The sequence below is a fragment of the Celeribacter arenosi genome, from assembly GCF_039539485.1.
GTDB lineage: Bacteria > Pseudomonadota > Alphaproteobacteria > Rhodobacterales > Rhodobacteraceae > Celeribacter > Celeribacter arenosi.
Genome location: NZ_BAABDF010000007.1, coordinates 280,914 through 307,677, shown reverse-complemented (window position 1 = coordinate 307,677; position 26,764 = coordinate 280,914). Strand labels below are relative to the sequence as shown.

The following is a 26,764-nucleotide window of genomic DNA, read 5'->3' as shown; positions in this document are numbered from 1 at the left end:
GAAGGCAGCGGGTGACAGCGCCCTTCTAAACCGGTTGACCTTCAAACTGCGCTAGGGTGACACCGCTGTCCATCAATGCACGGCGAACCTCGGACGCTATGCGGACCGCTGTCGGGGTATCACCGTGAAGGCAGATCGTATCAATGCGCGTTTCGATGCGTTTACCGCTTTCAGTGATTATGGCGCCTTCGCGAACCATCTTTGCCATACGGCGGCCTGCCTCATGCGGGTCATGGATCACGGCCCCCGGCAAGGCGCGATCGACCAAAGTTGCGTCATCGTTGTAGGCCCGATCCGCAAAAATCTCGCAGGCAACTTTGCAGCCCAACGCAGATGCGGCGCGATTCTGGGCAGTGCCTGCCAGAACCATAATGGTAATGTCGGGGTCGATCTCGAGCGCGGCTTCATAACAGGCCCGTGCCATCGCCTCATCCTCGGATGTCATATTCGCCAGTGCGCCATGAAGTTTGAGATGGCGCACGGAACTGCCCGCGGCCCTCGCCATCGCCTCAGCCGCACCCAGTTGATAGCGCACAATGTTCTGAAGGGAGCCGGTCGCGAATGTCATCCGCTGACGCCCGAAACCGTGCAGGTCAGGAAAGCCCGGGTGCGCGCCGATGCCGACGCCTTTTTGCGCCGCCACTTTCATCGTCGCGGCCATCACGTCCCAATCGCCCGCATGAAACCCGCAGGCGACATTGGCGGAGGTCACGATATCCAGCAAGGCTGCGTCATCGCCCATTTTCCACGCCCCATAGCTCTCGCCCATGTCGGCGTTCAGATCGACCGTTTGTGTCATTCTATATTCCCTCAAAGTCTTCGTTTCCGGCCACCACTCCGCTGATCAGATTGTATGAAAGCAGATCGCGCATAAAACGCGGATCGCGGATCAACGGGCGGCAATGTTTGCCCAGCTCTGCGCGCCGTTTGGCCTCTGCGCGCTCCAGTTCCACGGCCTCTTGGAGATCGACAAAGCGAAACCGCAATTCCGCCCCTGCCGGGGTCTGCGCCACACGTGGCAGATCACAGGGCAGAACCGTGCCGATCCGCGGATAGCCGCCGGTGGTCTGGCATTCGACCATCAACACAAAGGGCATGCCATCGCCGGTGACCTGAATGTCGCCCGGCAATACAATTTCAGACACCACGTTGCGCCCGCCGTCGATGTGATACCCCCCGCCTGCGGGGGTCAACGCCACACCCATCCGGTTCGCCCGCGCGGCACGATGCAGCGGTTCGGCCTGCAGGCGCGCCAGTTCGGCCTCACCGAAAAGGTGTGTTTGAAAGCTGGGGGTGAGGCGCACCGCACCGCCGTGAAAACGGTCTTCGGGTTCAAAAACCCTGTTTGTTTCGCTCCCCACGTCGCGGCCCATGGTCAGCGTATCGCCATCCTGCAACAGCGTGCCGATACCGGCGGCAAGATGCGCGGAGGCGGCACCCAAAAAGGGCTCTGCCGCAAACCCGCCGCCAACATGCAAGTAACCATAGCAGCCCGCCGTGGCGGCACCGATGGACAAACGCGCACCCGCAGGAAGCCAATGCGACGCGTTCCACACTACCGCCTCACCGTCGATTGTCGCGCGCATGGGCGCCCCCGTCAGGGCGATGCGCGTGTCCTCGTTGGCCTGAAAATCCCCGCCCAACGCAGCCATTTCCAGCGCAAGCCTATCGGCAGGCTGACCGAGCAACGCCGCACCTTCGGCCAGAGCCAACCGGTCCGCTGCCCCACCACGCGACAAGCCAAGCGCCAAATGGCCGGCGCGCCCCGTGTCCTGCAATGTCATGCTGGGACCGGCGCGTAAAATCGAAAGTTGGGCGCTCATTTGATCATCTCGTAAGTTGCACCGCCATTTGGATCGCTGCGCATATTGTCCAATGACGCGGCATCCGTGGCGATGAATTGCACCTCGTCACCCGGGCGCAAAAGGATCGGTTCGTCCGCCTCGGGTTGGAACAGGTTGATGGCCGTCTGGCCGACATGCTGCCAGCCGGTCGGCGCAGAAACGCCGAACAGCACGAATTGCCGGATCGCCACGACCAGCGCGCCTTGCGGGACGCGTTCAGTCAATTGGCTTTGGCGGGGAATGTCCCACGCTTGCGGCAATTCACCAAGATAGGGCTGGCCGGGCGCAAATCCGAGCGCCTGCACGCGCACGCGCGCGCCTGATAGTGACGTCATCGCCTCGGCTTCGCTCATCCCCGCGGCCTCGGCAGCCTGCGCCAATTGCGGGGCCAGATCGGTGCCGTAAACGGTAGGAATGCGCCAGAACCGCCGCCCCTCGGGCAAGACGGCATCGAACCAGTTGCGGCGTTTCAAAAGGGTATCGACCTTGGCCTGCAACACGTCGTGCGGCAGGTGCAACGGATCAAAGCGAACGAAACAAGACACCAGTGTCGAGGATGTCTCCTCAACACCGTCCCACCCTTCGGCCTCGACCGCTGCACGAAAGGCCAATGCGGCACGATTGGCAGGTTCGCTCAATCTGTCACCAAAGGTGACAAGCAGACCGTCCACTCCACCGGTGCGGATCACGGGAAATTCAGGTGCTAGGTGGGTCACATCTGCTCCGGCAGGTAGGTCACGATTGAAGGGAAGATCACGATCAGCACCAGTGCGACGATCATCAAAAAGAAAAACGGCAACGCAGCACGGGCGACAGTCAGAATATCGCGTCCCGTCAGCGATTGAAGGACAAAGAGGTTAAAGCCCACCGGCGGGGTGATCTGGCTCATCTCGACCACGATCACCAGAAAAATGCCAAACCACAGCGGATCGATGCCAGCGGCCTGAACCATCGGCATGATGACCGAGGCAGTCAGCACCACAACCGAAATTCCGTCAAGGAAACAGCCAAGGATCACGAAGAATACTGTCAGCGCGGCCAGCAAGGTGAAGGTCGACAGACCTAGCCCGCCGATCCATTCGGCCAGGATGCGTGGAATGCCGGTAAATCCCATGGCAACGGTGAGGAAGGACGCGCCTGCTAGGATGAAGCCGATCATGCAGGACGTCACAGTTGCCCCCATCAGACCCTCGGCAAAGCTCGCGCGCGTCAGCGTGCCCGAACTCCACGACAGGATCAGCGCCAGCACAACCCCGACGGCTGCGGCATCCGTGGGCGAGGCAATGCCCGCATAGATCGAGCCGATCACCCCGCCAATCAGCAACGTCACGGGCAGCAACCGGCGGGAACGTCTCAGCTTTTCGCGGAAGGTGGCGGAGATGTCCTCCATAGGGAGGGTGTCGCGGTTCATCATCGCCCAGATGACGACATATCCCACGAATAGGGTCACAAGCAGGACACCAGGAAGAACGCCCGCGATAAACAGCCGCGCGATGGATTGCTCTGTCGCCACACCATAGACGATCAGGATGATAGACGGCGGGATCAGCAGCCCCAGCGTCGCCGACCCGGCCAGCGTCCCGATCACCATCTTCTCGGGATAGCCGCGACGCGACAGTTCGGGGATCGAAAGTTTGCCAATAGTGGCGGCCGTTGCCGCCGACGAACCGGACACCGCAGCAAAGATCCCGCAAGCAAAGACATTTACGTGCAGTAGCTGACCCGGCAGGCGGTTCATCCACGGGGAAAGACCAGTGAACATGTCATCGCTGAGGCGTGAGCGGAACAGGATTTCGCCCATCCAGATAAACAGCGGCAGCGCAGCCAAAGCCCATGAATTCGAATGGCCCCACATTGTCGTCGCCATGACAAGGCCGAGCGGCGCTTCGGTGAACAATGCCATCGCGGCAATACCCACACCCAGAAGAGAAAAGGCAACCCATAGCCCCGCGCCAAGAAAAGCGAATAGAAGGACAATAAGGATGACCGAAAGAACAGCTACAGACATGGCAAAGGCTCCTATTCGCTCAGCAGGTTTTCACCCTTGCCTTCCCAGGACGCCGCACGGCCGCGCAAAAGGGCGACCAGTTCGTCAAGGAGGGCAATGGTGAGGATGATCAGGCCAAGCGCGACAGGCAGTTGCGGCAGCCAGAGCGGAACAGAGACCATGCCGGACGACCGGTCACCGTATTCAAAGGATTCGTAGACAAGCAGGATGATATACCAGCTTGCATAGGCGCTCATCGCCATGGCGATAGCGACGACGATGATTTCAACGCCGTGTCGCGCCCGTGCCGGCAGACGGCCCAGCAGCAGCGTCACGCGGATATGCCCGCCTTCGCGCAGGCTATAGGCCAGCGCAAGAAAGGTAGATGCGGCCAGAAAGAAACCGGTGAAATCAGCATAAGACGGGATCGTCAGCCCAAGTCCGGTTCCGGTAATGGCGGCGGCGATCTTGTCTGCAAGGTTAAGGCAGACCTGCAAGAAGACGACGGCCACAATGGCCACAATGAAAGCCGCAGCCAGCCTGCCGGCGGTTCGGTAGAGGATGTCCAAGGCTTGCCGCATGGCCGCCTCCTTACAGGTAAGGGTTGGGTTAGGCCGGGCGCGGTGGTGCGCCCGACCCGCAGGATTATTGACCGCGGGATTATTTCCCGTAGGCGCTCAACAACGCGGCACCGGCGTCGCCTGCTTCGGCGGTCCAGTTTTCCAGCATTTGCGCCCCGATCGCGCGCAGCCCTGTCATCAGCTCTTCGGACGGTTCGACGACGATGATGCCGTTTTCGGCCAGAACCGCAGTCTGCGCTTCGGTTTCGGCGCGGCTCATTTCCCAACCGCGGGCTTCCGCAGCGGCAGCCGCTTCTAGAACGGCAGTCTGGGTGGCGTCGTCCAGACGGCGGAACGAACGGGTGTTCACCACCACGACGTTTTTGGGGATCCAGGCCTGAATGTCGGTGTAGTGGGTCAGGAAGTCCCAAGCCTTGGAGTTCACGCCGGTCGAGGGGGAGGTGATCATCGCCTCAACGCGTCCGGTGGAGAAGGCCTGCGGAATATCCGGATTTTCGACCTGCGTCGGCGCGGCACCCGCGAGGTTGGCGAATTCTTCGAGGGTCGCGTTATAGGTGCGGAATTTCAGCCCTGCGAGGTCTTCGACGGAGTTGATCTCGTTGTTGGTATAAAGACCCTGCGGCGGCCATGGCACCGAATAGAGTACCATCATGCCCTGCTCATCCAGCAACTCGGAAATAACGTCTTTCTGGGCGGCCCAGAGCTTTTCCGCGTCCTCGTAGTTGGTGGCAAGGAACGGCAGCGAATCCGCGCCAAAGGCGGGGTCTTCATTGGCCAGAAGCGACAGGAAAAACTCGCCAATCGGCACCTGACCGCTGCGCACCGCTCTGCTGATCTCGGGGTGCTTAAAGAGAGACGCCGCCGAATGGACGTTGATCTCGAGGCCGCCATCGGTGGCGGCAGCTACGTCACTGGCAAATTCGGTGATGTTGACTGTGTGGAAGGTCGCGTCCGGGTACGGCGTTGGCATGTCCCAGGTTTCAGCCTGAGCGCCAATCGCCAGACCCGCTAGAGCGGCAGCCGTGCCGCCAAGAATTCGTGAAATGAGCATCGTGCTCTCCCTGCTTTTGTTTGATGAAAGCAGGCTTGCATTACGTTTATATTTCGTCAACGTTTTATAATTGTTGGTCGTGGGTTCGCGTTGTGCCTGTTGATATGGTGAGGAAATATTGACATCATATGCGGAAATTATCGGCGATATGTGTATGAAGAGAGCTAGAAATGACTAAAAAAACCACCGCTGACCGCCGAATCGTCTCGTCGCGCCATCTGGCCGAAGGCGACGGCTGGGAACTGTCAGAGCTCGAGTTTGGTCTGATCGTCGGGTTCAACGCCTTCTCGCGATGGGTAACGCGCTGCATGGCCGCTGCAGGTCACCCCGACCTCAGCCCGCTCGAAATCCTGATCCTGCATAACGTCAACCATCGCGACAGGGACAAGCGGCTCTCCGACATCAGCTTTCTGCTCAACATCGAAGACAGCCATACGGTGAACTACGCCCTACGCAAAATGCTCAAGGCCGGGCTGCTGATTTCGGAGAAACGGGGCAAGGAAGTATTCTATCGCACGTCGGCGGAGGGGATCGAACTGTGCGATGCCTACCGCGATGTGCGGCGGCAATGTCTCCTGGACGGGCTGCCACCCACGGATATGAGCGGCGTTGAACTGCGCGAACTGGCCCGCATGCTGCGCGCCCTCTCCGGCCACTACGACCAAGCCAGCCGCGCCGCCGCGTCGCTGTAAACCCGATCACCACGACAATCGGGTGACCGAAAGTTTCGTCGCGCCAGACGGGCCGCTTTGGGTCGGCTCGATGACGGCCGAGATTACAATGCGCGCAGGACGGGAGGAGCCGTGGCCCGTTTCGCCCCAGATGGGAACGCGCCAGGCCCTATTGGCCTGCCGATGCGACAGCCCACGAGTTGCACCTTTGGCGTGCCGAAGCCGACTTTCGCGCCCTCGATCAGCGCTGCAATGCGCGCATCACCGGACCAACTATTCGTGAGCCGCGCAGTATCCACCGTCTGGAACGCTCACGTCAGGCATCGCTTCAAACAACGATCGTCATAATGCGCCGAGGCTTGGGCTTTCGCTGTGCACGATCTCACGGGGCGAATTGGCAAAGACGCCCGGCCTTAGCCAAGTCGTCACGGTGCGGGTCAGGCTTGGATCTCCATCCATCATCAGATCGCCGTTCTTGATGGCATCGCGGTAGGTCCGGTCGCCCATCCAGATGTCCGACAAGGTCTGGACCGTGCAATTGAAATAGACGTCGATATCCTTGCCCGGATCCTTGATGCAAACCTCTGACTTTTCCGGGCTGACGACCAACCACCAGTCACGTTGCTCCTCCAGATCCGAGAAACGGAACTTGATGATCGTTTCCTGACCCTTGATCTTTTCGCGGTCAATACTGCGCTCAAGGTAGAGCATCAGGAACTCGACATCGAAATCCTGGTCCAGGATCGTGTTCTTGGCCCAGATGATCCCCCATTCGCCAAGTGCAAACAGAACCGGCAACAGCGATTCACACGCCTCGGTCGGAAAATATTCGAAGCCTTTCTGACCGGGGATGCGCCGGCGGATCACCATGTTCTGCTCTTCGAGTTGCTTCAGCCGCTTGGTCAGAAGGGCCGGTGAAATATCTCCCAGCCCGCGTTGCAGCGTGCTGAACCGTCGCCCGCCCATCAGGAGTTCGCGCAGGATCAGAATGGTCCAGCGTTCGCCAAGGATCTCGGCGGCTTTCGCGATCGGGCAGAACTGATTGTAATTCATAAGCGCTCCTCCTCGTCACCCTGGCTGTGATGAACTTCACATATTGTAGCAGATTCCTTCGTTTTTTGTAGCGGGTTGCTTCTGGCGGTGAAGTATTTCGCCCGCCCTAGCTCCTCTATTCCTTTGGTCATCGGCGAACGGACACCCCGTCGCCAGGAAAAACCGAAGAGAAAAACAATGTTTAGCAAAGCAATATCAGGGTTCCGACAGGCCGGTTCGCTCATGCGGACCAAACTCCAGGACCTTCTCGAAATCCGCCGTGAGAGGCAGGCCATCGCCAATCTCACACCGCGCCAACTGTCCGACATCGGCATCCGTCCGGCGCAGACAGGATACGCAGCCACGCGATCAATCTGGGATGCACGCGCGATCTGGCGCGGCTGAAACCACACCGAATTCGCTGATTCCCTAAGCGACCTTTACCGGAGAAACGAAAATGACTTTTCAAAACGAATTCACCACACGGGATGGCGATATCCTGCCGGCCTCGCCGCTCGTCGAATTCTGGAACGACACGCTGGCCCCCAAATTCGTCAAGTATCGCCACGTGCTCGAAGGCGGGTTGTCGCGCCACAGCGAGACAGTGATGCCGATGCTTGAGATCGCGCGCGGCGACCACGTTCTGGATGTCGGATGCGGCTTTGGCGACACCGCCATCGCGATTGCCAATCGCGTCGGGCCAGAAGGCAGAGTGGTAGGCGTCGACTGTTGCGATGCCTTCCTCGATATCGCCCGCAACCGGCCGGAACGCAGGTTCGCGCCTAATGTCCGGTTCCAAACCGGCGATGCCGAGCGGGGCTTGGGCGATGCCCGGTACGACTTCGTCTTTTCGCGCTTTGGCACGATGTTCTTTTCAAACCCGGTTGCCGGATTGCGCAGCATGCGTAGCTCTCTCAAGCCCGGCGGCCGAATGGCGCACATCGTCTGGCGCGAGCGTGAGGATAATCCCTGGCTGATCGCGGCCCGCGATATCGTGCGCCGGTATCTGCCCGCACCGGGTGCCGATGCTCGTACCTGTGGCCCCGGCCCGTTCTCGATGGCGGATGAAGACACGACCCGCGCACAAATGGTGGCCGCCGGTTTCACTGACATCGCGTTCCAGCGCATCGACGCCAAGGTGCAGGTCGGCCGCGATATCGAGGACGCCGTGTGCTTCCAGCTCGCGGTCGGTCCGGCAGGCGAAACCTACCGCGAGGCTGGTGCCGAGGGAATCGCGCGCCGCGCCGAGATTGTGGTCGCTCTGTCGGAGCTGTTCGAAGACGTGAAGGCGCGTGAAGGCGGACTCTGGATGGACAGCTCGTCGTGGCTGATCACCGCCCGCGCACCACGTTGACCTGAAACAAAAAAGAAAGAGACCGCAATGTTTTTTACCCCATTCCGCCGCTCGCGGCGCGAACCCGCCGGCACGTCTGACGTGCCCGGTGACGGGATGCACCAACCGGCCGACACGCGCCGGCGGTTGCACCCGATCCACCTGCTGTTTCCCCGCTGGGGCCAGCAACCAAACCCCGGATCGCCCACCAGCGTTTCCACCAAATCAAACTCAACCAACCAATCCAAAGGACCAACTAAAATGACGACTGTATCCACTACCCCCGCCAACAATGGCGTCAATACCGAAGCCCTCATCGGCGCGCGCGGCGCGTTTGCCGAAGCCCCTGTCGCGGCGCAGTTCACCTTCAAGAGCACCTGCGACTGGATCGAGGGCACCTACAACCGCAATACGATCAGCGGCTATTTCGGTCTCGGCCAGGAGCATGAGCGCAAGCGCACGTTCTCGATCGAATCCGATCATCCGGAAGTCTTTGCCGCGGCAGACCGCGCTCCGACCCCGACCGAGATCGTTCTGTCGGCTCTGGCCAGTTGCCTGACCGGCGGCGTAGCGGCGGTTGCCCAGCATCGCGGCATCCAGCTGCACTCGGTGCGCGCCACCGTCGAGGGCGACATTGATGTCCAAGGCATCCTTGGCATGGATCCCGAAATCCGCAACGGCTTCTCGGCGATCCGCGTGTCTTTCGAGATCGACGCTGACGCAAGCGACGAAGACATCCGCGCGCTGGTTGCCCAGTCGCAGAAGCGCTCGGCCGTGTTCGACATCGTGACCAACCCGACCAACGTCGCCGTCACCGTTTCGTAACACTCACCTCGTCATCGGCCGTGCCTGCGGTGCGGCCGATGGCCAGCCAACCCTCTACCGAAACGAACATTGATAGAATTCACCCGCTGTTCACTGCACCGCCACAACAGGCCCCACCCCAAATTTTCGGCGCAATGCCGTCCAGCTACCCCGCGTAAACCGCCATCCGCAAACAAAGGAACCACCCCATGCAAAGCATCCACACAATCATCATCGGCGCCGGTCAGGCCGGTCTCGCGATGAGCTATTGCCTGCAACAACGCGGGGTGCCGCATGTGGTTCTCGAACGTGGCCAGGTCGCCAATTCCTGGGCGAGTGAACGCTGGGACAGCCTGCGGCTCCTAACCCCTAACTGGCAGAGCAGGCTGCCCGGCTGCGCCTATGCCGGATCCAACCCGGACGGTTTCATGGACATGGCTGGCGTCGTCCGCTTCCTTGGTGGATACGCGGCCGCAATCGCTGCCCCGGTCGAGGAACAAACCACCGTCACGTCGGTTTCCCGCCTGGGTGACGGATACCGGGTGATGACTGACAAGGGCATCTGGGCCTGCCGCAATCTGGTTCTGGCAAGCGGCGCCTGCAACCGCGCGCATATTCCCGCCTGCGGCGCAGCTGTTCCCGACCACATCGACCAATTGAGCCCTCTGGACTATCGCAACCCGTCCCAACTGCGCGCCGGCGGTGTTCTCGTGGTCGGTGCTTCCGCTACCGGTGTCCAACTTGCGTCCGAAATCCGGGCCGCCGGACACCCGGTGACTCTCGCCGCAGGTCAGCACATCCGCATGCCGCGGCATTACCGCGGTCGCGACATCCAATGGTGGATGGACCGGTCCGGACTGCTCGCGACCACGACCGGCGAGATCGACGATCTGGCCCGCGCCCGCGCCGTGCCGTCGCTGCAACTCGTCGGCGATCGCGATGCTCAGTTCCTCGACCTCAACGCGCTCCAGCGAGCGGGCGTCGAGGTGGTCGGCCGCCTTGCGGACATACGTGACGGTGAGGCGCTGTTCTCCGGCGGTTTGGCCAATGCATCAACGCTGTCCGATCTGAAAATGAACCGGGCCTTGGAGGCGTTCGACATCTGGGCGGACCAGGCGGGAACCGACGGCCTGGCTCCGCCCGAGCGGTTCCCCGCGACCGAGGTCCCCGCCAGCCCGACGCTCCGGCTTGACCTCGCGAGACGGCAAATCTCGACCGTCATCTGGGCAACCGGGTTCCGGCCGGACTTCAGTTGGCTTCACCTGCCCGTGTTCGACCTCAAGGGGCGGCTTGCCCATCGCGACGGCCGCGTTGCGCCGGGCCTCTACGTGCTGGGCCTTCCGTTCCTGCGCACCCGTAAGTCATCGCTGATCGACGGCGTGGGCGCCGATGCCGCCGCGCTTGCCGATCACCTCGTCCAATCCACCGGCCGCCAAGCGGCATGAACCGAAAGAACAACAACATGACCCAACATTTTACCACTTCCCCTCAGAACACGGATCGCGACGCGCACATTCGTGACGCGCAGACTGCGGTGATCGCGCGCATGAAATCGGATCCGGGCAAGGCCCGTAGCACGATTAAAACCAACGGCCACATCGGCGAAGGCCTGGCCTGCCATGTCACGCAGGGCCGTTTCGAAATGATGCTCGATATGGGCCGCGCGATGGGCGGCGAATGCGCCGGTCTTTCACCGGGGTTCCATGGCCGCGCCGCCATTGCTGCCTGCGTCGCGATGGCCGTCAAAATGCTCGCCGCGCGGGAGTCCATCCGTTTCGAAGCTGTCGATGTCTCGGTCGAAATGGATTTCGACGATGCCGCGCTGTTCGGCCTCGGCTCGGGGCATGCCGCGCCGCTGGATACCCGCATTGCCATCGACGTCACGACCGATGCCGCTGACAGCACAGTGCGAGGCATCGTCGATCAGGCGCTGGCATGGGACATCTGGTATCTCGCGCTGCGCGACCCGCAACAGGTTTCAACCCGTCTGTCTGTCCATGAACCCGGCCGTGTGCCGGGCGGACAGGGCACCCAACATGGAAAGAACACCCAATGACCCATAATCCCACCTTTTGCGAAGGCGGATGCGCCTGTGGCGCGGTGCGCTACCGCGTGACGTCCAAACCATTGATTGTGCACGCCTGCCACTGCCTCAATTGTCAGAGGCAAACCGGCAGTGCCCACGCCATCAACGCGCTCCTCGAAACCGATCGCGTCATTCTCCTGTCCGGCGAGATCGAGCAATTTCTGGCCGACACGCCCAGCGGTCGTGGTCAGCGCATCGCGCGCTGCGCGTCGTGCAAGGTCGCGCTGTGGAGCAACTACCTGATCAACAACCAGGGCGAACACCAGCTTTTCTTGCGGGTGGGCACGCTGGACGATCCGTCGCTTATGCCGCCCGATGTGCACATTCACACCGCCACCAAGCTGCCGTGGTACATCATCCCGGACGAAACGCCCGCAGTCGCGGTGTTTTACGACCAGAAGACAACCTGGTCGCAGAACAGTCTACACAGGCTGAAAACACTCTGTGAAAAGACGGGTGCACCCTACAAGTGACACCGCTGATCTCCCGGCAACCGCCGATCCGGCACCTGCCAGAAAAGGAGCTGCCCATGTGGCCCGACACCCGTCTTCGCGACCTGTTTTCCATCGACCACCCTATCATCCAGGCGCCAATGGCCAGCGCCAGTGGTCTTGACATGGCGCTTGCCGTCAGCGCGGCAGGCGGGCTCGGATCCCTGGCCTGCGCGGCGCTGGATCCAGACCGCCTGCACGGCGTTCTGGCGACCGCGCGAGAGAAAACCGCCAAATCGCTGAACGTGAACTTCTTCGCCCACGCCGCGCCGGAGGAAGATCCCGCGCGCGACGCCGCGTGGCTTGGAAAGCTGTCGGCCTATTACGCAGAGCTCGGGCTCGACGCCCCGGATGCTCTGACCGTCGGCCCCCTCCGGCCGTTTGACGCGGCGCGCTGCGCGGTCATCGAGGCCTTCGCGCCAGCCGTTGTCAGCTTTCACTTCGGCCTGCCCGAACCCGCGCTTGTTGCTCGGGTCAAAGCTGCAGGCTGCAAGGTTATCTCTTCGGCCACAACGGTGAAAGAGGCGCGATGGCTGGCTGCGAATGGATGCGACGCGATCATTGCCCAAGGTTTTGAGGCGGGAGGCCACCGCGGCATGTTCCTGACCGAAAACCTCGGCAGCCAGACCGGAACAATGGCGCTGGTGCCGCAGATTGCCGACGCGGTCGATCTGCCGATCATCGCTGCGGGAGGGGTCGCAGATGCGCGCGGCATTGTCGCCGCCTTCGCGTTGGGGGCGAGTGCGGTCCAGATCGGAACAGCGTACCTGTTCACCGAAGAGGCGACCATCCCCCCGCTCTACCGGCAAGCGCTGGCCGATGCCGCCAATGGCGAAACCACAGTCTGCAATGTGTTTTCCGGGCGACCGACCCGCGTGCTCGCCAACCGTATGGCGCGCGATCTCGGACCGGTCTCGCAGGATGCACCGGCTTTCCCCAAGGGATTTTCTGCAACAGATCCGCTCCGCGCCACGGCCGAGAGTTTGTGGAAACGGGATTTCAGCGCCCACTACTGTGGACAAGCCGCCGCGCTCGGGCGCGAGACGACAGCGTTCTCCTTGACCCACGACCTGGCTCAAGGTGCTCTGCGGCTCTTGGACCCGCACGCAGTCAAGTAGGTGTGGACATGTTCCGTGTCGGCGCTCACTGTGACCAACAGGCAGGACGTCGTGAGTGCCAAGAAGCGCAAGACTCCTGATCAACTCGGGTTGATCATTTCCCGCCACAGAGACGCGGGCAAAATGAATGCACCCCTATATTGTGCGCAATGGCTCTTTGCAGACTATGGAGGGTCGCTCTATTGCTGTCGCGCAACGTCGACCAAGCAGCCATTTGTGACTGCTGCAGAAGGACCCAGTCGTTAAAGGCTGCCGGCCGAACGGATCGGTCGATACAGCGACCGTCATCGCCGACCTCTCCGCGCGCCAGCCCAGGGCTTTAGTCGCCCTACCGCCATCGCCCATGTTCCAATCGCCACAGCGCACATCAAGGTCTTCGACACTGTCCCCATCGTGCCTTCGATCAGGATCGCGTGCACCACGCTCCCGACCACAACGATGGAGGCTGCCATGGTGTGTCCAAGTCGCCAGACTTGCGGTCGAAGATGGAGCTTTTGCCTGAGGCCGGCGAGGAGCGCAGCTGCCATCAGTGCCCACATCGCCACGACGCCAAAGGAGGAGAACGCGGTTGGCGCGGTGAAGGTTAATGCATCGACCATGTCGGGCGGGCTCGTGATCCACAGGCCGACGACATGCACGGCAATGGCGAGCACCAGCGCAACGCCGGTCCAGCGATGGATCCGTCGCCCGGCCTGCATCGGCACCCCGGGCAGCAGCCTGGCGACCAACAGAGGCTGCATCAGCAAAAGGGCCAGCCCGACCACACCGGCAAATCCTGCGCCCACGTAGACAGGGGAGCGATACGCAAGGTACTCGCTCCCTGCAGCAACGATTAGGGATGTGCCGATGACGCCCACAATCGAAGACCAGATCAGGATCGCGCGAAGGACGGCCAAGGTCAGGCCGGTTGCAGCACGAAATGCGCGGATAGGCTGGTCTCACGGGCACTCGCCATGACCGGGCGCAGAAAGACCGTCTCGAAGTCACCGCTGTCGTAGGCAAGGTGGCCATGCGGTTGCCCGAAGGTCGGCACGATCTGCGGCATCTCGAGTTGGAACACGCCGTCAGCGTTTGTCAGGGTCGCACCGTGGCTTCGTGTGTCGCGCTCGCGGCCCTCTGTGGTGTGGGCCCAGATCTGGATGCGAATACCGGCCAGCGGTGCGCCGTCGCCCGCGCGGCGGACGGTGCCAGACATCATGAAACCGCCGCCACCGATCCGTTCCACGATGGGCGCGCCGGGCCGGTAGTTGTTCGACCCGCCGCGCATCGTTGTGGTCGCAGCGAGGCCCTGCGCACGAACAGGCGATATCAAACTTGACCCGGCGGTCACCAGTGCTGCCGTTCCCGTTGCCATGAACGTTCTGCGAGGTATCGCAATTCGAGACATTGGCAGGCCTTCCTTTGTCAGAGCTTGTCCTTGCACATGAGTTTAGCGCAAATTTTGGGTCAGAAGGGGCCTGCGTCCATTGCCGCACAGATTTGTGATCAGTTCGTCGGTCACACCCCGTGACACCCCATGGCGGGGTGGAGCATCAGATCGATACAAGCGTGTTTGTGCACTTGCCGCCGCCGATGTCGGGCCTACGCTGCCGTTCGCGGTCTTGCCAGCGAGTGTCGGCTTCTGCAGGGGCAAATGATCGAGGCCAGGTCAGTTTTCGGTTTTAGGTTGCTCGTGCAAATCCTTTCACATGATCCAATCTTCCTGGGTCAATTGGCCCAGGGCGGCACAGCGAGAACCAGATGGGTAATCGTTGCATCGAGCGCGTAGAATCCCCAATGCAGTCCGTAGGCCCAGCGGAATCCGTGCCGATTACGCAGGTAGAGATAGGGTACGATCAGCCCGAACAGAGTCGCGGCGACAGTGAAGCGGGCGACGTAAAGTGGGGTGAACCCGTCCAGCGCCAGCGTCAGGTGAAAGCCACCGAACAGGATTGCCATGAGGATAGAGATTGTCCGTATTTGCAGCCCGACGACATCTGCCCGACGTACCATCACGGCGACGAGCGTCTGCTGAAAGAGGATATCGACCGATTTTGGCAGATAATACCACGCCGAGGCGAACATAAACTCCGGCGGGTTCGGCGGTGCGCGATAAACGGACACGTCCGGCAGCAACGGCAGCGCGAAAGTGACGAAGGTAGCGTAGGCCAAGAGTAGTGGAGCCAGAGCAATGGCGTGACCGACGATCACCTGCAACGATATCTTGCCCTTCAATGTCCTGCGAAAAAGCCAGAATGCTAGTGTTGTCCAACCTAAATAGAAAACGGCGAAAACGATCGGCGCGTCATCATAGCCGCTTTCAACTTCGAGCACCTCGACCAGCGCATAATAGCCCCAGCTGGAAACGGTCCAAAGTAGCCCAACAAGAGCAAAGATCGGAGCCATCTGCATAAGTCGTGCAGCGGTAGGCCTGGTGGGAGCTGCCACGTTCGGTGTGTTAGTGTCGATTGTCGAAATTTGTATGGTCACGGGAAAGCAACCTTGTCAGGACTTGCACATTCCACATAATTAGCATACGAACTGTTCGCATGCAAACCGACTCGTTCAAGCTACATTACTTGCTTCATTCCGCCACCCTGCTGGAGGATCATCTGCGCATGCGACTTGCGGCCCTGTCCATTCACCCCAGACAGGCGCGTGTTATTGATGCGCTGTCACGGATGGAGCCAGCATCGCAGGTCCAGCTTGCCCGGGCATTCGGAACAAAGCCCGCCAGCATGAGCACGATGACCACCCGATTGATTGATGCCGGGTACATAACGCGCGAGATCGATCCCGAGGAGGCCCGCGCCCACATGCTGCGCCTTACCGAGCGCGGTCGCAACTTGTTGTCGGACATCCATGCCGCCTGGCGCGAAATCGACCGTCTGATCGAAGATCGGATCGGAGCGGACAGCGCCACCCAACTCGCCAACCTGACCCGCAATCTGCGCGACACCCTAGGCGGGCGCGTTCCGGGTGTAGAACCCGCCAACACCGCGACAAAGGAGCTCAGTCAGGGCTGACGCAACACGCAGAGCGACCGGCCCTGCCTACTGCACCAATGACCAACCCCGACAGGAGAGATGTCATGATCCCGAAAGCCACCCTCTTATGCGCGTCACTGGCCGCTCTGCCCGGCAATGTCAAAGCGGACACGAATGGCGACTGGCTGCATGACCTCAATCACTTTTTCGAAGTTGCCGACGTGCGCGCCGGTCCTGAGGTTGTCGATTGCACCCTCTCCGAAGGGGCCGAGGCGGAATGTTTCCGGATCACCGTCGCTGCCAATCCATTGACATATACTCCCGGTCCGTGGTGTCCGACGCATATCAGTGACGACTCCGAGGCGGGCGGTATCTGGTTTCTTGATGGAGAGACCGTGGACGTCGATGGCGATTTCATATCACGACTGTCGGAGATTTACGGCGACACGAACTGGCAACTCTACGATCCCGACACCGGCGACATCCGCTACACCGGCACACTTCAGGAATGCGAGGCCGCCGCGCGGCCAGATGTGGACCCTGACTACCAGAATTACTGCGTGCAGTGCTTGCCGCAAACGCTGCCAGAGGAGGCGGTCGTGACCTATGTGATCCCGCTCGAACCTGTCGCGGCGTCCCTGACGACACCCACGAACATGAGCGGCTCCGGCGTGGCCTATAATGGCGTGCGCCTCGATGGCCCGGCCCCGGTCGATGCAATCCTCGGGGCCTACACCATTGCGCCCTTCGACGATTGCGGCGGGCATGTGAACCCCTTCGTGGGATATCACTATCACGCGGTAACCGATTGTCTGGACGAAGCCCCCGGCGTGGCAGAAGCCGACAATCACGGCGCACCCATCGGCGTTGCTATGGACGGGTTTCTGATCTTGCCACATTTGATGGCCGATGGCGCAGCGCCGGAAAACCTTGACCAGTGCAACGGGCACGCAGGTGAGGACGGTAACTATCACTACCATGCAGGCGAGGCTGGTTCGAACGCGATCCTCGGCTGTTTGACAGCACAAACCGGCTGCACCCTCGACGATCCGGACGGCACCTGCGACGCCTCGGTGCGTCGGCCACGCCCATGAAATCCATTCCGATACCGTCATTCTGGAAAGGTACTTGCAATGAAAACCTCACCGCACACCGCGCTGCTACTCGCCCTTGCCGCGACAGCCGGCCATGCCCAGGATTTGACCTATCCGGTGGTCGACACGATGCAAGACACCTGTTTCGACCTCGTGGGCGAGGACATCGACTGTCCTATCGAAGGAGAGGCACTTTTTGGTCAGGATGCCCAATACTCAGGCCTTCCGGCCTCCTACTCTGACAACGGGGATGGAACGGTTCTCGATAATAACACCGGCCTCGTCTGGCAGCAGACGCCACAAGATGACCGGCTTCAGTATCTCGATGGCATCGCCTATTGCGGCACATTGGAACTGGGTGGGCGTTCAGATTGGCGCGTACCCTCGATCAAGGAACTCTATTCTCTTGCCGACAACCGAGGCGAATTGCTGACCCCCGAGGAAGGTGAACCGACCCCCTATATCGACACGTCAGTCTTCGATTTCGAATATCCAAAGGGGCAAATGGCCTTTGCTGGCCAATACTGGAGTTCCACTCTTTACGTGAAGGGCCCGGTCCAGAACGGGCGCAATCAGGCTGCCTTCGGGTTCAACTTTGCCGATGGGCATATAAAGGCCTATGGCACTGGCCTTGATTTCTACACCGGCGCTGCTGCGACTGGTGGATTGACCGGGGAAAACGGACAGACGCCGGGCAACTATGTGCGCTGTGTCAGCGGCGAGGAAAATCTTTATGGGGTCAACGCCTTTGTCGACAATGGCGACGGCACGGTCACCGACAATGCCAGCGGCCTGATGTGGCAGCAATCTGATGACAACATCCGTCGCGAATGGGCCGAGGCGCTGGCCTATTGCGAAGCGCTGGAGCTTGCAGACCATGACGACTGGACCCTGCCCAATTCCAAGGAACTGCAAAGCATCGTGGACTATGACCGCACCGGTTTTCCGGCGATCGATGAGGCCTACTTAGCGATCACGGACGATTCCGAAACGCTGGATTTCTGGACCAGCACGACCTTTGGTGACTGGAAAAACTACGCCAACGTCATCACCTTTGGCCGCGCGCTCAGCAAAGCGGGCGACCAGACCGAATACACCGACTGGCACGGTGCGGGGGCGCAGCGCTCCTCGATCAAGACGATCATTGGCCAGGAGATGACCGATGACACGACCTGTTCGATCAACGCTTGCGACTACAACCGCTCCGACAACCTCGTGCGCTGCGTGCGCTAACACCCCATAGGCGGGCCGATGAATGGCCCGCCGTTTCATTTGCAAAAGGACATCCCATGACACGTCTCATCGCGGCACTGATGCTGTCGGCCGTCCCGACAATCGGTCAGGCAGAACAATACGCTACCGACATTTGGGCGGACAACTGGTTCGAAATGCGCGTGAATGGCGTGCAGGTCGCACAAGACAGCGTGCCGATCACGACTGAGCGTTCCTTCAACGCAGAGAGCTTTACCTTCGAGGCGGAGCGCCCTTTCGTCATCGGCCTGGTCGCGCGCGACTTCATCCAGAACGACACCGGCCTTGAATACATTGGAACCAGGCGTCAGCAGATGGGCGATGGCGGTGTCATTTTGCAGATCATGGATGCAGCGGGCGCAACTGTCGCCGTCAGCGATGCAAGCTGGCAATGCCTAGTGATCCATAAGGCGCCACTGGACAAGTCCTGCGAAAATGAAGCCGATCCAGTCGCGGGCGAAGGTGCCTGCGCTTTTGATATCTCAGACGAACCGGATGGGTGGGACACAGCCGGTTTCGATGCCTCCGACTGGTCGCAGGCCGATGTCTACACCGCCGCGCAGGTCGACCCGAAGATGGGCTATGACGATATCGACTGGACCGATGAAGCAGAGTTTATCTGGGGACCGGATCTTGAACAAAGCAACACCGTCCTCTGCCGCCTGACCGTCGACTGAGACCCCGAGATTTCCCCCCGACCGAAACAAAAGGGCATATTCCAATGCTTAGACTCGCAACATCCGCAGCACTTCTTTTGACAGCTTCCGTGGCCCATGCAGAGACCGTTGAAATCTACGTGGTTGATCTGCTCGACAACACGCAGAACGGCTACTGTATCGACATCTCTGGTGGACAGGGCGCTCAGGCCGACCCGTCTGACGGCCTTCAGGGCCATACATGTTACAGTCCTTCGGGCGAAATTTTTGTCGACCAGGGTTTCGACTCGGACCGCTTCGCCGAAGGGGTGCTTTACATGCCCGAGTTCGATGTCTGCGCCGAAGTGGCTGGAATGGATGCTGGTTCGGCGGTTGAACTTGCCGAATGCGACGGCAGTGCCGAACAAACCTTTGCCTTTTCGGGCGCCGGCACGATCACGCCCGCCAGCGCCGCCGACATGTGCCTGACTTTGGGCGACGACACACGGACAGGCCGCAGCGACACCAATCAAATCAAGGCCCTGTCGCTTGAGGTTTGCAGCGAAGACCGCGCCGCCTTCCAAACGTGGAGCAACCGGACTGCCGACAACTGATAGCAATTAGGTAGAGCCAAGAAGCCGACAACATCCGGGATTTCGACCGTGAACAAAGCAATTCGGTTTTGTGTCGCCTGACTGTCGAATGCCCCATCCAAGAAAGGCCATAACCATGATCCGTCCACTCATTCTTGCCCCGTTCCTTTGCATTCTCGCCATGCCTGTCTTGGCCCACGAGGATCACTGCAGTGCTGTAAAGTCATCGGTCGAAGACGCGGGGTTCTCGGATAGTGTGACCGTCAACTGCTCTGACACGCACGCCATACTCACATCCGACACATATCCCGATCACGAGATGATGACCGGCATTATTGGCACTAACGAGCAGGTGCCCGTACCCGCCGAGTATGGCGCGCCGATTTTGCTGGCCCCCGAGTACAACGGAACTCCTTTAACGCGGGACGCGGCCTTGGGCGTCGCCGTTAACGGGGTGCCGATCTATGACTACACAGGCGGGGGCGAGATGACCGAGGCCGATCTGGCCCATCATCAAGCCCAACATGACACGCTGCAAACGGGCCAGCTGGACGTCTGCGGTGGACATGCCGGACGGGGCGACGACTATCACTACCATGTCACCCCGACGTGTATGATCGCACAGATGAACAACGCAGGGCCCGATGCAATCATTGGCTGGGCCTTCGACGGATTTCCGATCTTCGGTGACACCAACCCCGACGGGTCAACTATCGCCGAAGGTGCCTTGGATGTGTGCAACGGGCAAACCGATGATACCTTCGGATACCGTTACCACACATCGCAGGATGCCCCCTACATCGTGCAATGTTTGATGGGTGTCGTTGAAGATTTTGATCAATTGCCCCGGGTCCGACCGCTGACCGCCGTGGGTGGTGGCGGCGCTGAACCGGGGCGCCCGCCGCAGGGTGGCGTCGAAAACCTCGTATTGACGCAGAATACCGACGGAAGCCGCAGCATGGACTACAGCTATAAGGGTCAGGACTATTACATCCGTTATGCGCCCTCCGGTACGGAGAACTGCTACAACTACACAACCAGCACGGTCACCAATGGCGGCAAAGTGATGCAAGGGGAGTTCTGCAGATGACTTCCGCCTTTGGCCGCATGTTTGCGTCGTGCGTGGCGTGCCTTGCGATCGCTGTCCCTGTGGCAGCGCAGGACGCGTTTGTCCTGTCCAGTCCCGCAATCACGGATGGCGGCAATCTGCCGCCCGCTCTGAAGTGCACGCGCGACGGTGGTGATGGTCTGTCACCGCCACTTGATTGGGGACATGTGCCGGAAGGGACCGAAAGCCTCGCCCTTATCATGCATCATTATCCCAAAGACACTGTCGAGGGCGTTGATCCACCCAGTCAGTACTGGTTGCTCTGGAATATTCCTGCGCAGACGACGACCATCCCACAAGGAAACCCGGCATCGATCGGCGATGAAGGGTCGGACAAGGACGGCGGACGCACCGGCTATACGCCGCCTTGCTCTCCGCCGGGAGCGCGCCATGAATACACGATCACCCTTTATGCCCTCAATCACCGTGCGGACGCCTTGCCGACAGAGGACAGCGTCGACGTCAATTGGGTAGCCATGACGGATGCTATTGCCGACAAGGTCATAGGGTCTACGTCAATCTCATTCTGGAACTGACTAAACGGTCACAGTGGCCTCTCTTTTATCCGATAGAGCCGACATTCAAGAAACGCGCGGCGGCAGGCCGCTTCGCACAAATGGGCATGCACAACTGCCAACGCGATCAAGGTTTGCAGTGTCATGTCGCGCCCTTGCAGGAATTGTTGCACAAATGGGTTGATGGGATTCACTGTATGACTCCGGCGTGATAGCTGCAGGAAATGAGCAGTTGGGCCCCTACGAAGGGCAAGACCAAGAATTGGTCGTCTTACAATGACAGCTTGTAGCGTCGCGGATCACTGTCGATTTGGTTTGATCCGGATTTGGCAGTGGATACTGCCGCCACCCGGTAAGCGCGGTAGGCAACGTAGCTTCAGCGATGCTGCGATCCAAGCTTGTCTGACCTTGAAGGTGCTGTTTGGACTTCCACCGCGACAGACCAGAGTTTTGTAGAAAGCCTGTAAAAGTTGGTCGGACTGGGCTGGGGCGCGCCTGGTTTCAGCACCTTAAACACTGAACGTGACCCTGCCTTATCGCGGTTTTACGGGGCCACTGAACCTCCTCATCGATAGCACAGGCATCAAAGCCGAATGTGAAGGCGAGCGGAATGCGCGCAAGCATGGCGGCTCAAAACGTCACATCCGCTGACCGGCAGGGCATTGCAAAGCAATGTCCCGAGAGGTTGCCGCCATAGGTGCCTATGCGGTGATCCCGCCACGCAAGAATGCAAAGCCTTGGTAGCCGACGAGCGCCGGAGCAATTGCCCGCAACGAAGCGGTCAGTGCCCAACGATAATTGGGCCGCACCCTGTGGCGCCGCTGGAGCGGATATCACCGCAGAAGCCGCGTCGAAACGAAGATGCATTGCGTCAACTTGCTAGGTTAAAGTCTCATGGCGAAGGGCTTCGAAAGGCATCGCGGAGATCCAAATCCGCATCGCCATCCTGAACCGCTACACCGCTCTGAGCATACCCGTCGCGGTGCCCGTAGGCTAAATCCGTCTGCGGAAAGGGGTAGCCTGCCCTTCATCGGATTTGTGCAACAAAGCCGGTGTCCAAGCAGCACGTGGTTTGTAATTCTTAAGCCATTGCGACAAGTCTTGCTCGGATAGTGCTGGCGCAAACAAATATCCTTGAAACACACTGCACCCTAGGTGTTTTAAGACTTTAGCTTGCGCCTCGGTCTCGACACCTTCGGCCGTCATTTCAATGTTCAGCGAGTTTCCCATTTCGCAGATTGCCTTAACCAAAGGGTTTGCACTCGAATCTTCATGAGCGATTGATGACACAAGCTGTCTATCAATCTTAATTCTGTCCGGGCGCAGCCGGAGAAGCGTCGTAATTGAGGCGCGCCCACTACCAAAGTCATCTAATTCGATTTCAATGTCTTGGTCTCTTAGTTTGTCAAGAATCCAACTAAAGCTGTCGGCGTCTTGATCGTAGTCGATGGTCTCCAAAAGCTCAAAAGCCAATCGGCATGGCCAAGGCCTTAGATCCTCGACCTGGTTCAACAACGATTTTGCCTTAAGGCGGCGATAGCTTAGGTTCACGGAAAGCTTTGGAATCTGTATCCCTTGCAATTTCAGGCGCTGTACCGTTTCCAAACTCGTGCGGAGGATGATGTCGTCAATATCTCCAAGTCGACCAAGTTCCTCCGCTACAGGCAAAAAGACGTCAGGGGGCACCAAACCCATTGTCGGGTGTTGCCAGCGGGCAAGCGCCTCCACTCCGACGAGTGATTGATCTTCAGCAGAAACCTGTGGCTGGAAGTGTGGGAAAATCTGATCATCGGCAAATGCTCTAAGCAATTCGTCTGCCATACATTTTTTTTCTTCTGCGACGGCACGAAGTTCCGGCGTAAAAAGGGTGCATCGATTTCGGCCTGACGATTTCGCATCATAGAGCGCGATGTCAGCATTCTCCATGAGGTCACCGATACCAATATTTTTGGCAAGTGCGATGCCGATGCTCGCCCCAAATCGTAATTCCTGCCCATTGAAATCGACCGATTCCTGGCACGCTTTGATAATGCGATCTGCGATGATTTCCGCGGCGCTTTGGGCGTTTTTGAACGTCGCAGCGATAACGAACTCATCACCTCCTACGCGTGCGATGTATTCATTCGATCGTACACTGTCTCGTAGTATTTGAGAGACAACGCAGAGAACGTGATCACCGGCGGCATGTCCGAAAACGTCGTTTATCGCTTTAAAGCGATCAAGATCTACGTGGATCAGCACAACTTCGAAGCCCGGAGCAACTCGTTGTTCCCAATCCTCCAAGAGCATATCCAACCCGCGCCGATTCCCTAGGCCCGTTAAACCATCTGTCAGTGACGCAGCTTCAGCGTCTTGCATTGCTTTGATCAATGCCAGCGCCTGTCGCTCCATTTCACTCGCCTGACGTTCCAAGGCGCGCTTTTGTCTGTGGAGTTCCGTTACATCGGTTCGGAAACCGACCGTATCGCCCTGCTCGGTTCGAACCTCATGAATTTGAAGGAATCTGTCGCCCACAACAGACTGTTCCATCGGGCCGCTTGGGTTTTTATGCCGTTCAAGCCGTTCCTGCAGCCATGCTTCTTCTTGACCCACGGCTTCTGGATATTGACCATTGTCGAGTCCAAATTGGATAATATCCTCGAAGGCGGCACCTTCAAATATTGCAGGCGCTGATGCCGCATAAACCTCTTTATACTTCTTGTTACAGGTCACCAATCGATCTTCCGCGTCGTACATCACGAACGCTTCCGGAAGAGCTTCGATAGCGCCCCACAGCCTTTGCTGAGCCTTTTTTGCTTTTGTTTCTGAGTCTTGTAACGTCTGCGCGATTTTTCGGCGCTCCGTGATGTCCTGAAACGCCCCAATTAGACCGGTGTTGATTCCGTTTTCGAATATCGGGCGACCAGCCGCACGAACCCAGATATCGTTACCAAGTGCTGTTGTCAGTGGAAGCTCAAGGTCCCAACCCAACCCATCCGACATCGCCTTTTCTATGCTGCTTTCGATTGCCGCTCTTGCCTCAGGTCCATAGAACTGGAGCGCCTCGTCAAGGTTTGGTTCATAGTCGAGTGGTAATTCGTGAATTCGCTTGGTCTCGTCTGTCCATCTGAGAGACGGGGGGTCCAATTTCAGCTCCCAGCCCCCAATTCCTGTCAACTCCTTGACCTGCTCTAGCAAGATTGCAGTCTTGGAAAGCTCTTCGGATTTACGGCTTTCCTTCAGCCTTAGCCTGTTCATCTCGTTTTGGGTTTTAACTGACGCAATCAGACCTTCAGCCACTTTGGCAAGTCCACGCAGTTGCTCAAGCTGTTCATCGCTTATCTGATGAGGCTTTTTATCAATGACGCAAAGCGTACCTAGATTGTGTTCCCCATCAATTGAAATTGGGACCCCAGCATAGAAAACAACATGCGGTTCACCAATAACCAACGGGTTCGCAGCGAACCGTTCGTCATGTCGGGCATCTCTAACAATCATCGGCTCCTTGCCCATGATTGTATGTCCGCAAAAGGCATCCTGCCGCGGGGCGCGCGTAGCATCGAGGCCAACACTCGCTTTGAACCATTGCTCATCCTCGCCGACGATCGAGATCAACGCAATCGGGCATCCGAGTAGTTGCGCCGCGAGATCTGTGATGGCGTCGAACTCGGCCGAGTGCCCCGAGTGCATCAGGCCTATGTCATCTAGCAGCTGTAGCCGCGAGGCTTCGTCATCAAGTACAGGATATTTCACACAACACACCTCCGAAGCCGAGTGTGAAGACACCTGCGACTTTGGCGATCATCATCGACAAGCGTTTAAGTATGGTTAATTTTGCGTAGCACCTTCAATCTGTACTGCGGTCATTTAACCTTCTCAAAATGCTTTGCTTTCGACGAATTTTAAGCCTTGCCCAAATTTCGTAGCAAACTTTCCGTCATGCCGAGCCCAGACATTGGTGCGCGCTGCATCATCCGGCAGTTTGGGCTCCTTGCGGCCGTTCTCCGCTTTGCAGCATATTTGTCGGTGGCCTCCCACTTGCAGTCATCTTCCGCATTCGGCCCGAACCGGACCTTGGCAAATTCCGCAGCTAGCGACAGGAAGAGCCCAAAGTATCAGGTGCTGAAATCTGCACTGATGTCTGTAATATCGGTCATTCCAGACCTTCAAACCGAACTGCACACGGATTGCACGACCGTACTGTGGAATTTGCTGAGTATCCCTTCACAAACACCGCATCGGAACGCGGTAAGCGCATAACAAAGAAGTGGATCTTGCATTCCACGCCGCCGATCACGCCGAGGGTCTCGCCCAAATCAACTTGCGCATGACCCGGCCGATGCGGCGAAGGTACAATCATTTCTTTAGTGCGCCGCTTTTGTTCGCGAACGTAATAGGTCAATGTGGTTAAGCTACCTGTGTACGGTTCTTCTGCCCCTTAATCGTGACCCGCACGATCCAGCGTCGCGCTCCCGAAAGGTCGACCACTAGGTAGAGCCCACCCCCGTCGCCATGGCGACCCGGCCCCAGATTCTCGACGAGCTTCTTTGTTAGCTTCCCGCTCAGCGCCGCCATGTTTCGTACCCGCAACCGAACGCAGACCGAAAACCCCGGCAAAATGCGACCAAACCGACAGTTGCGGCGAACCCAAGGAAGCAAAAGAAAAAGGCCGCCAAAGGCGACCCATTCAAACCGACCAAAAACGTATGGTGGCGGAGACGAAGTCCGACCTATTACTTTTATAACCACTTGTTTTACTTATACTTAAATAAAGCCGTAAAAATCTATACCACATATTGTACCACAGCTCGCACTGCGCGAAACGTTTGGCCAGAGGCGGCGCCATTCCATCGCGCCAAAATGAAAGACGTTATTGTTTGCACATTCCTATGGCCGAAAGCGGACCTTCACCAAACTTTTGTACCATGCGAAGATGCGATGAGCCCATTGGGCAAGTGCAGGTGAGCGTGCCCGTTGCAGGTCGAGCGAGACCAGAGTTGAAGAACGAGGTCGGAATGGATTCGCCTTTTTGAAGGCCCATCCGCTGCTTTCCTTCGAACACCGTATTCACGAACGGCTTCATATCTCGACTCGTCAGTACGCACGGATTGTCCGTGAATGGGTGACATCCAATGGCTTGGAGGCCAGCGCCTACGGCACGCACTCGATGCGGCGCACCAAGGTGACGCAAATCTACAAGAAGACGGGCAAACTGCGGGCAGTCCAACTGCTCTTAGTTCATACCAAGATGGACAGCGCTGTCAGATACCTTGGTGTTGAGCTTCAAGATGCGCTGGCAATCGCAGAAGCTATCGAAATATAAATGTTTGGGCCGTCTTCACGGACGGCCCCTAGCGGACATTGAACGAACCATGCTTTGCTGCGCCGCAGCTACCCCGAAGCAGACATTCAAACATTCGAGCCGCGATTTAATGCGGTCGATTTCCGCTATGCGGGACTTTGCCGCCGTTGGCGCTGTGCAGGCTTCAAGTTAAACTTAGACAACATTGAATTGGGAGATCGCAGTGTCAGCGCAGCTTGGCCGCATCATAATCTACACCAAAAAAGTTGAGGAAGTTGCGGACTTTTACTGCAAGCATTTTGGCTTCGACATGTTGCGGCTCG

27 protein-coding genes and 2 pseudogenes are annotated in these 26,764 nt (G+C 58.9%); 18 read left to right on the top strand and 11 right to left on the bottom strand.

The annotated features are described in order from the left end of the window. Positions 1–25: 25 nt before the first annotated feature. The 6 genes from ABD815_RS09150 to ABD815_RS09125 form a co-directional block, all read right to left on the bottom strand. A complete protein-coding gene (locus ABD815_RS09150; RefSeq protein WP_344846536.1) occupies positions 26–799 on the bottom strand; it encodes a LamB/YcsF family protein in 774 nt (257 codons plus the stop codon). A 1-nt stretch (position 800) separates the two neighbouring features. Continuing rightward, entirely contained in the window at positions 801–1,823 is a 1,023-nt protein-coding gene (locus ABD815_RS09145; RefSeq protein ID WP_344846535.1) for a 5-oxoprolinase subunit C family protein, read from the bottom strand. Further along, a complete protein-coding gene (locus ABD815_RS09140; RefSeq protein WP_344846533.1) occupies positions 1,820–2,560 on the bottom strand; it encodes a 5-oxoprolinase subunit B family protein in 741 nt (246 codons plus the stop codon). The genes ABD815_RS09145 and ABD815_RS09140 overlap by 4 nt, the downstream gene beginning before the upstream one ends. Then, complete coding sequence (locus ABD815_RS09135) at positions 2,557–3,852, bottom strand: TRAP transporter large permease (RefSeq protein WP_344846531.1); 1,296 nt, start codon at positions 3,850–3,852, stop codon at positions 2,557–2,559. Before ABD815_RS09135 ends, ABD815_RS09140 begins: the two co-directional genes overlap by 4 nt. An 11-nt stretch (positions 3,853–3,863) precedes the next feature. Then, entirely contained in the window at positions 3,864–4,412 is a 549-nt protein-coding gene (locus ABD815_RS09130; RefSeq protein WP_344846529.1) for a TRAP transporter small permease, read from the bottom strand. A 79-nt stretch (positions 4,413–4,491) separates the two neighbouring features. Next, positions 4,492–5,463 (bottom strand): TRAP transporter substrate-binding protein, encoded by a 972-nt coding sequence (locus ABD815_RS09125; RefSeq protein ID WP_344846527.1) that lies wholly within the window; start codon positions 5,461–5,463, stop codon positions 4,492–4,494. A gap of 170 nt (positions 5,464–5,633) precedes the next feature. On the opposite strand from ABD815_RS09125, the gene ABD815_RS09120 reads away from it, so the two are divergent. Then, on the top strand, positions 5,634–6,155 hold the full coding sequence (locus ABD815_RS09120) for a winged helix DNA-binding protein (RefSeq protein WP_344846525.1): 522 nt from the start codon (positions 5,634–5,636) through the stop codon (positions 6,153–6,155). 321 nt (positions 6,156–6,476) lie between these two features. On the opposite strand, the gene ABD815_RS09115 is transcribed toward ABD815_RS09120, so the two are convergent. After that, the gene (locus ABD815_RS09115) at positions 6,477–7,187 is read right to left on the bottom strand and encodes a winged helix-turn-helix transcriptional regulator (protein ID WP_344846523.1); all 711 of its coding nucleotides are present in this window, start codon (positions 7,185–7,187) and stop codon (positions 6,477–6,479) included. 177 nt (positions 7,188–7,364) lie between these two features. On the opposite strand from ABD815_RS09115, the gene ABD815_RS09110 reads away from it, so the two are divergent. The 7 genes from ABD815_RS09110 (at position 7,365) to ABD815_RS09080 (ending at position 12,998) form a co-directional block, all read left to right on the top strand. After that, complete coding sequence (locus ABD815_RS09110; protein WP_344846522.1) at positions 7,365–7,571, top strand: YjiS-like domain-containing protein; 207 nt, start codon at positions 7,365–7,367, stop codon at positions 7,569–7,571. A 52-nt stretch (positions 7,572–7,623) separates the two neighbouring features. Beyond that, on the top strand, positions 7,624–8,520 hold the full coding sequence (locus ABD815_RS09105; RefSeq protein WP_344846519.1) for a class I SAM-dependent methyltransferase: 897 nt from the start codon (positions 7,624–7,626) through the stop codon (positions 8,518–8,520). Between the two features lie 27 nt (positions 8,521–8,547). After that, complete coding sequence (locus tag ABD815_RS09100; RefSeq protein WP_344846518.1) at positions 8,548–9,324, top strand: OsmC family protein; 777 nt, start codon at positions 8,548–8,550, stop codon at positions 9,322–9,324. 188 nt (positions 9,325–9,512) lie between these two features. Continuing rightward, entirely contained in the window at positions 9,513–10,748 is a 1,236-nt protein-coding gene (locus ABD815_RS09095) for an NAD(P)-binding domain-containing protein (RefSeq protein ID WP_344846516.1), read from the top strand. Between the two features lie 17 nt (positions 10,749–10,765). Then, positions 10,766–11,359: an OsmC family protein gene (locus ABD815_RS09090; RefSeq protein ID WP_344846514.1), complete on the top strand. Its 594-nt coding sequence runs from the start codon at positions 10,766–10,768 to the stop codon at positions 11,357–11,359. Next, positions 11,356–11,862, top strand: a complete 507-nt coding sequence (locus ABD815_RS09085) for a GFA family protein (RefSeq protein WP_344846513.1) — start codon at positions 11,356–11,358, stop codon at positions 11,860–11,862. The genes ABD815_RS09090 and ABD815_RS09085 overlap by 4 nt, the downstream gene beginning before the upstream one ends. A gap of 56 nt (positions 11,863–11,918) precedes the next feature. Further along, entirely contained in the window at positions 11,919–12,998 is a 1,080-nt protein-coding gene (locus tag ABD815_RS09080; RefSeq protein ID WP_344846510.1) for an NAD(P)H-dependent flavin oxidoreductase, read from the top strand. 284 nt (positions 12,999–13,282) lie between these two features. Here the strand turns inward: ABD815_RS09080 and ABD815_RS09075 are convergent, their stop codons facing one another. The 3 genes from ABD815_RS09075 to ABD815_RS09065 form a co-directional block, all read right to left on the bottom strand. Next, positions 13,283–13,894, bottom strand: coding sequence for a ferric reductase-like transmembrane domain-containing protein (locus ABD815_RS09075; protein WP_344846507.1), 612 nt, complete (start codon positions 13,892–13,894; stop codon positions 13,283–13,285). Positions 13,895–13,896: 2 nt separating this feature from the next. Next, positions 13,897–14,352 carry a twin-arginine translocation pathway signal gene (locus tag ABD815_RS09070; protein WP_425549851.1) on the bottom strand — a complete coding sequence of 152 codons (456 nt, stop codon included), beginning with the start codon at positions 14,350–14,352 and terminating at the stop codon, positions 13,897–13,899. 353 nt (positions 14,353–14,705) lie between these two features. Further along, entirely contained in the window at positions 14,706–15,383 is a 678-nt protein-coding gene (locus tag ABD815_RS09065) for a hypothetical protein (RefSeq protein ID WP_344846501.1), read from the bottom strand. Between the two features lie 143 nt (positions 15,384–15,526). Here ABD815_RS09065 and ABD815_RS09060 point away from each other — a divergent pair, with 143 nt between their 5' ends. The 8 genes and pseudogenes from ABD815_RS09060 to ABD815_RS09025 all read left to right on the top strand — a co-directional run bounded on the left by ABD815_RS09060 (position 15,527) and on the right by ABD815_RS09025 (position 22,157). Further along, on the top strand, positions 15,527–16,003 hold the full coding sequence (locus ABD815_RS09060; protein ID WP_344846499.1) for a MarR family winged helix-turn-helix transcriptional regulator: 477 nt from the start codon (positions 15,527–15,529) through the stop codon (positions 16,001–16,003). 65 nt (positions 16,004–16,068) lie between these two features. Then, positions 16,069–17,058: a YHYH protein gene (locus tag ABD815_RS09055; RefSeq protein WP_344846496.1), complete on the top strand. Its 990-nt coding sequence runs from the start codon at positions 16,069–16,071 to the stop codon at positions 17,056–17,058. A 39-nt stretch (positions 17,059–17,097) separates the two neighbouring features. Further along, the gene (locus ABD815_RS09050) at positions 17,098–18,291 is read left to right on the top strand and encodes an Lcl C-terminal domain-containing protein (protein ID WP_344846494.1); all 1,194 of its coding nucleotides are present in this window, start codon (positions 17,098–17,100) and stop codon (positions 18,289–18,291) included. 56 nt (positions 18,292–18,347) lie between these two features. Beyond that, on the top strand, positions 18,348–18,986 hold the full coding sequence (locus tag ABD815_RS09045) for a PEBP family protein (protein WP_344846491.1): 639 nt from the start codon (positions 18,348–18,350) through the stop codon (positions 18,984–18,986). 44 nt (positions 18,987–19,030) lie between these two features. Continuing rightward, the gene (locus ABD815_RS09040) at positions 19,031–19,558 is read left to right on the top strand and encodes a ricin-type beta-trefoil lectin domain protein (RefSeq protein ID WP_344846489.1); all 528 of its coding nucleotides are present in this window, start codon (positions 19,031–19,033) and stop codon (positions 19,556–19,558) included. Positions 19,559–19,673: 115 nt separating this feature from the next. Further along, positions 19,674–20,627 carry a YHYH protein gene (locus ABD815_RS09035; RefSeq protein ID WP_344846486.1) on the top strand — a complete coding sequence of 318 codons (954 nt, stop codon included), beginning with the start codon at positions 19,674–19,676 and terminating at the stop codon, positions 20,625–20,627. Next, positions 20,624–21,181, top strand: a complete 558-nt coding sequence (locus tag ABD815_RS09030) for a YbhB/YbcL family Raf kinase inhibitor-like protein (protein WP_344846483.1) — start codon at positions 20,624–20,626, stop codon at positions 21,179–21,181. Before ABD815_RS09035 ends, ABD815_RS09030 begins: the two co-directional genes overlap by 4 nt. Before the next feature lie 203 nt (positions 21,182–21,384). Then, a pseudogene (locus ABD815_RS09025) lies at positions 21,385–22,157 on the top strand (transposase). Here the strand turns inward: ABD815_RS09025 and ABD815_RS09020 are convergent. Continuing rightward, complete coding sequence (locus ABD815_RS09020) at positions 22,154–24,892, bottom strand: EAL domain-containing protein (RefSeq protein ID WP_344846480.1); 2,739 nt, start codon at positions 24,890–24,892, stop codon at positions 22,154–22,156. The pseudogene ABD815_RS09025 and the gene ABD815_RS09020 sit on opposite strands and share 4 nt — an antisense overlap. A 1,246-nt stretch (positions 24,893–26,138) precedes the next feature. On the opposite strand from ABD815_RS09020, the pseudogene ABD815_RS09010 reads away from it, so the two are divergent. Then, positions 26,139–26,462, top strand: a pseudogene (locus ABD815_RS09010) (tyrosine-type recombinase/integrase); the annotation flags it as partial. Between the two features lie 202 nt (positions 26,463–26,664). Continuing rightward, positions 26,665–26,764 (top strand): VOC family protein (locus ABD815_RS15115; protein ID WP_425549867.1); only part of this gene is annotated, 100 nt, incomplete at its 3' end.

Excerpts from the sequence above, each read along its gene's own strand:
- ABD815_RS09030 (WP_344846483.1), top strand. The coding sequence starts at position 20,624 with ATGACTTCCGCCTTTGGCCGCATGTTTGCGTCGTGCGTGGCGTGCCTT.
- ABD815_RS09145 (WP_344846535.1), bottom strand. The coding sequence starts at position 1,823 with ATGAGCGCCCAACTTTCGATTTTACGCGCCGGTCCCAGCATGACATTG.
- ABD815_RS09035 (WP_344846486.1), top strand. The coding sequence starts at position 19,674 with ATGATCCGTCCACTCATTCTTGCCCCGTTCCTTTGCATTCTCGCCATG.
- ABD815_RS09070 (WP_425549851.1), bottom strand. The coding sequence starts at position 14,352 with ATGGCAACGGGAACGGCAGCACTGGTGACCGCCGGGTCAAGTTTGATA.
- ABD815_RS09130 (WP_344846529.1), bottom strand. The coding sequence starts at position 4,412 with ATGCGGCAAGCCTTGGACATCCTCTACCGAACCGCCGGCAGGCTGGCT.
- ABD815_RS09095 (WP_344846516.1), top strand. The coding sequence starts at position 9,513 with ATGCAAAGCATCCACACAATCATCATCGGCGCCGGTCAGGCCGGTCTC.
- ABD815_RS09060 (WP_344846499.1), top strand. The coding sequence starts at position 15,527 with ATGCAAACCGACTCGTTCAAGCTACATTACTTGCTTCATTCCGCCACC.
- ABD815_RS09110 (WP_344846522.1), top strand. The coding sequence starts at position 7,365 with ATGTTTAGCAAAGCAATATCAGGGTTCCGACAGGCCGGTTCGCTCATG.
- ABD815_RS09080 (WP_344846510.1), top strand. The coding sequence starts at position 11,919 with ATGTGGCCCGACACCCGTCTTCGCGACCTGTTTTCCATCGACCACCCT.
- ABD815_RS09150 (WP_344846536.1), bottom strand. The coding sequence starts at position 799 with ATGACACAAACGGTCGATCTGAACGCCGACATGGGCGAGAGCTATGGG.
- ABD815_RS09065 (WP_344846501.1), bottom strand. The coding sequence starts at position 15,383 with ATGGCTCCGATCTTTGCTCTTGTTGGGCTACTTTGGACCGTTTCCAGC.
- ABD815_RS09055 (WP_344846496.1), top strand. The coding sequence starts at position 16,069 with ATGATCCCGAAAGCCACCCTCTTATGCGCGTCACTGGCCGCTCTGCCC.
- ABD815_RS09135 (WP_344846531.1), bottom strand. The coding sequence starts at position 3,852 with ATGTCTGTAGCTGTTCTTTCGGTCATCCTTATTGTCCTTCTATTCGCT.
- ABD815_RS09085 (WP_344846513.1), top strand. The coding sequence starts at position 11,356 with ATGACCCATAATCCCACCTTTTGCGAAGGCGGATGCGCCTGTGGCGCG.
- ABD815_RS09050 (WP_344846494.1), top strand. The coding sequence starts at position 17,098 with ATGAAAACCTCACCGCACACCGCGCTGCTACTCGCCCTTGCCGCGACA.
- ABD815_RS09045 (WP_344846491.1), top strand. The coding sequence starts at position 18,348 with ATGACACGTCTCATCGCGGCACTGATGCTGTCGGCCGTCCCGACAATC.
- ABD815_RS09090 (WP_344846514.1), top strand. The coding sequence starts at position 10,766 with ATGACCCAACATTTTACCACTTCCCCTCAGAACACGGATCGCGACGCG.
- ABD815_RS09120 (WP_344846525.1), top strand. The coding sequence starts at position 5,634 with ATGACTAAAAAAACCACCGCTGACCGCCGAATCGTCTCGTCGCGCCAT.
- ABD815_RS09100 (WP_344846518.1), top strand. The coding sequence starts at position 8,548 with ATGTTTTTTACCCCATTCCGCCGCTCGCGGCGCGAACCCGCCGGCACG.
- ABD815_RS09115 (WP_344846523.1), bottom strand. The coding sequence starts at position 7,187 with ATGAATTACAATCAGTTCTGCCCGATCGCGAAAGCCGCCGAGATCCTT.
- ABD815_RS09105 (WP_344846519.1), top strand. The coding sequence starts at position 7,624 with ATGACTTTTCAAAACGAATTCACCACACGGGATGGCGATATCCTGCCG.
- ABD815_RS09125 (WP_344846527.1), bottom strand. The coding sequence starts at position 5,463 with ATGCTCATTTCACGAATTCTTGGCGGCACGGCTGCCGCTCTAGCGGGT.
- ABD815_RS09040 (WP_344846489.1), top strand. The coding sequence starts at position 19,031 with ATGCTTAGACTCGCAACATCCGCAGCACTTCTTTTGACAGCTTCCGTG.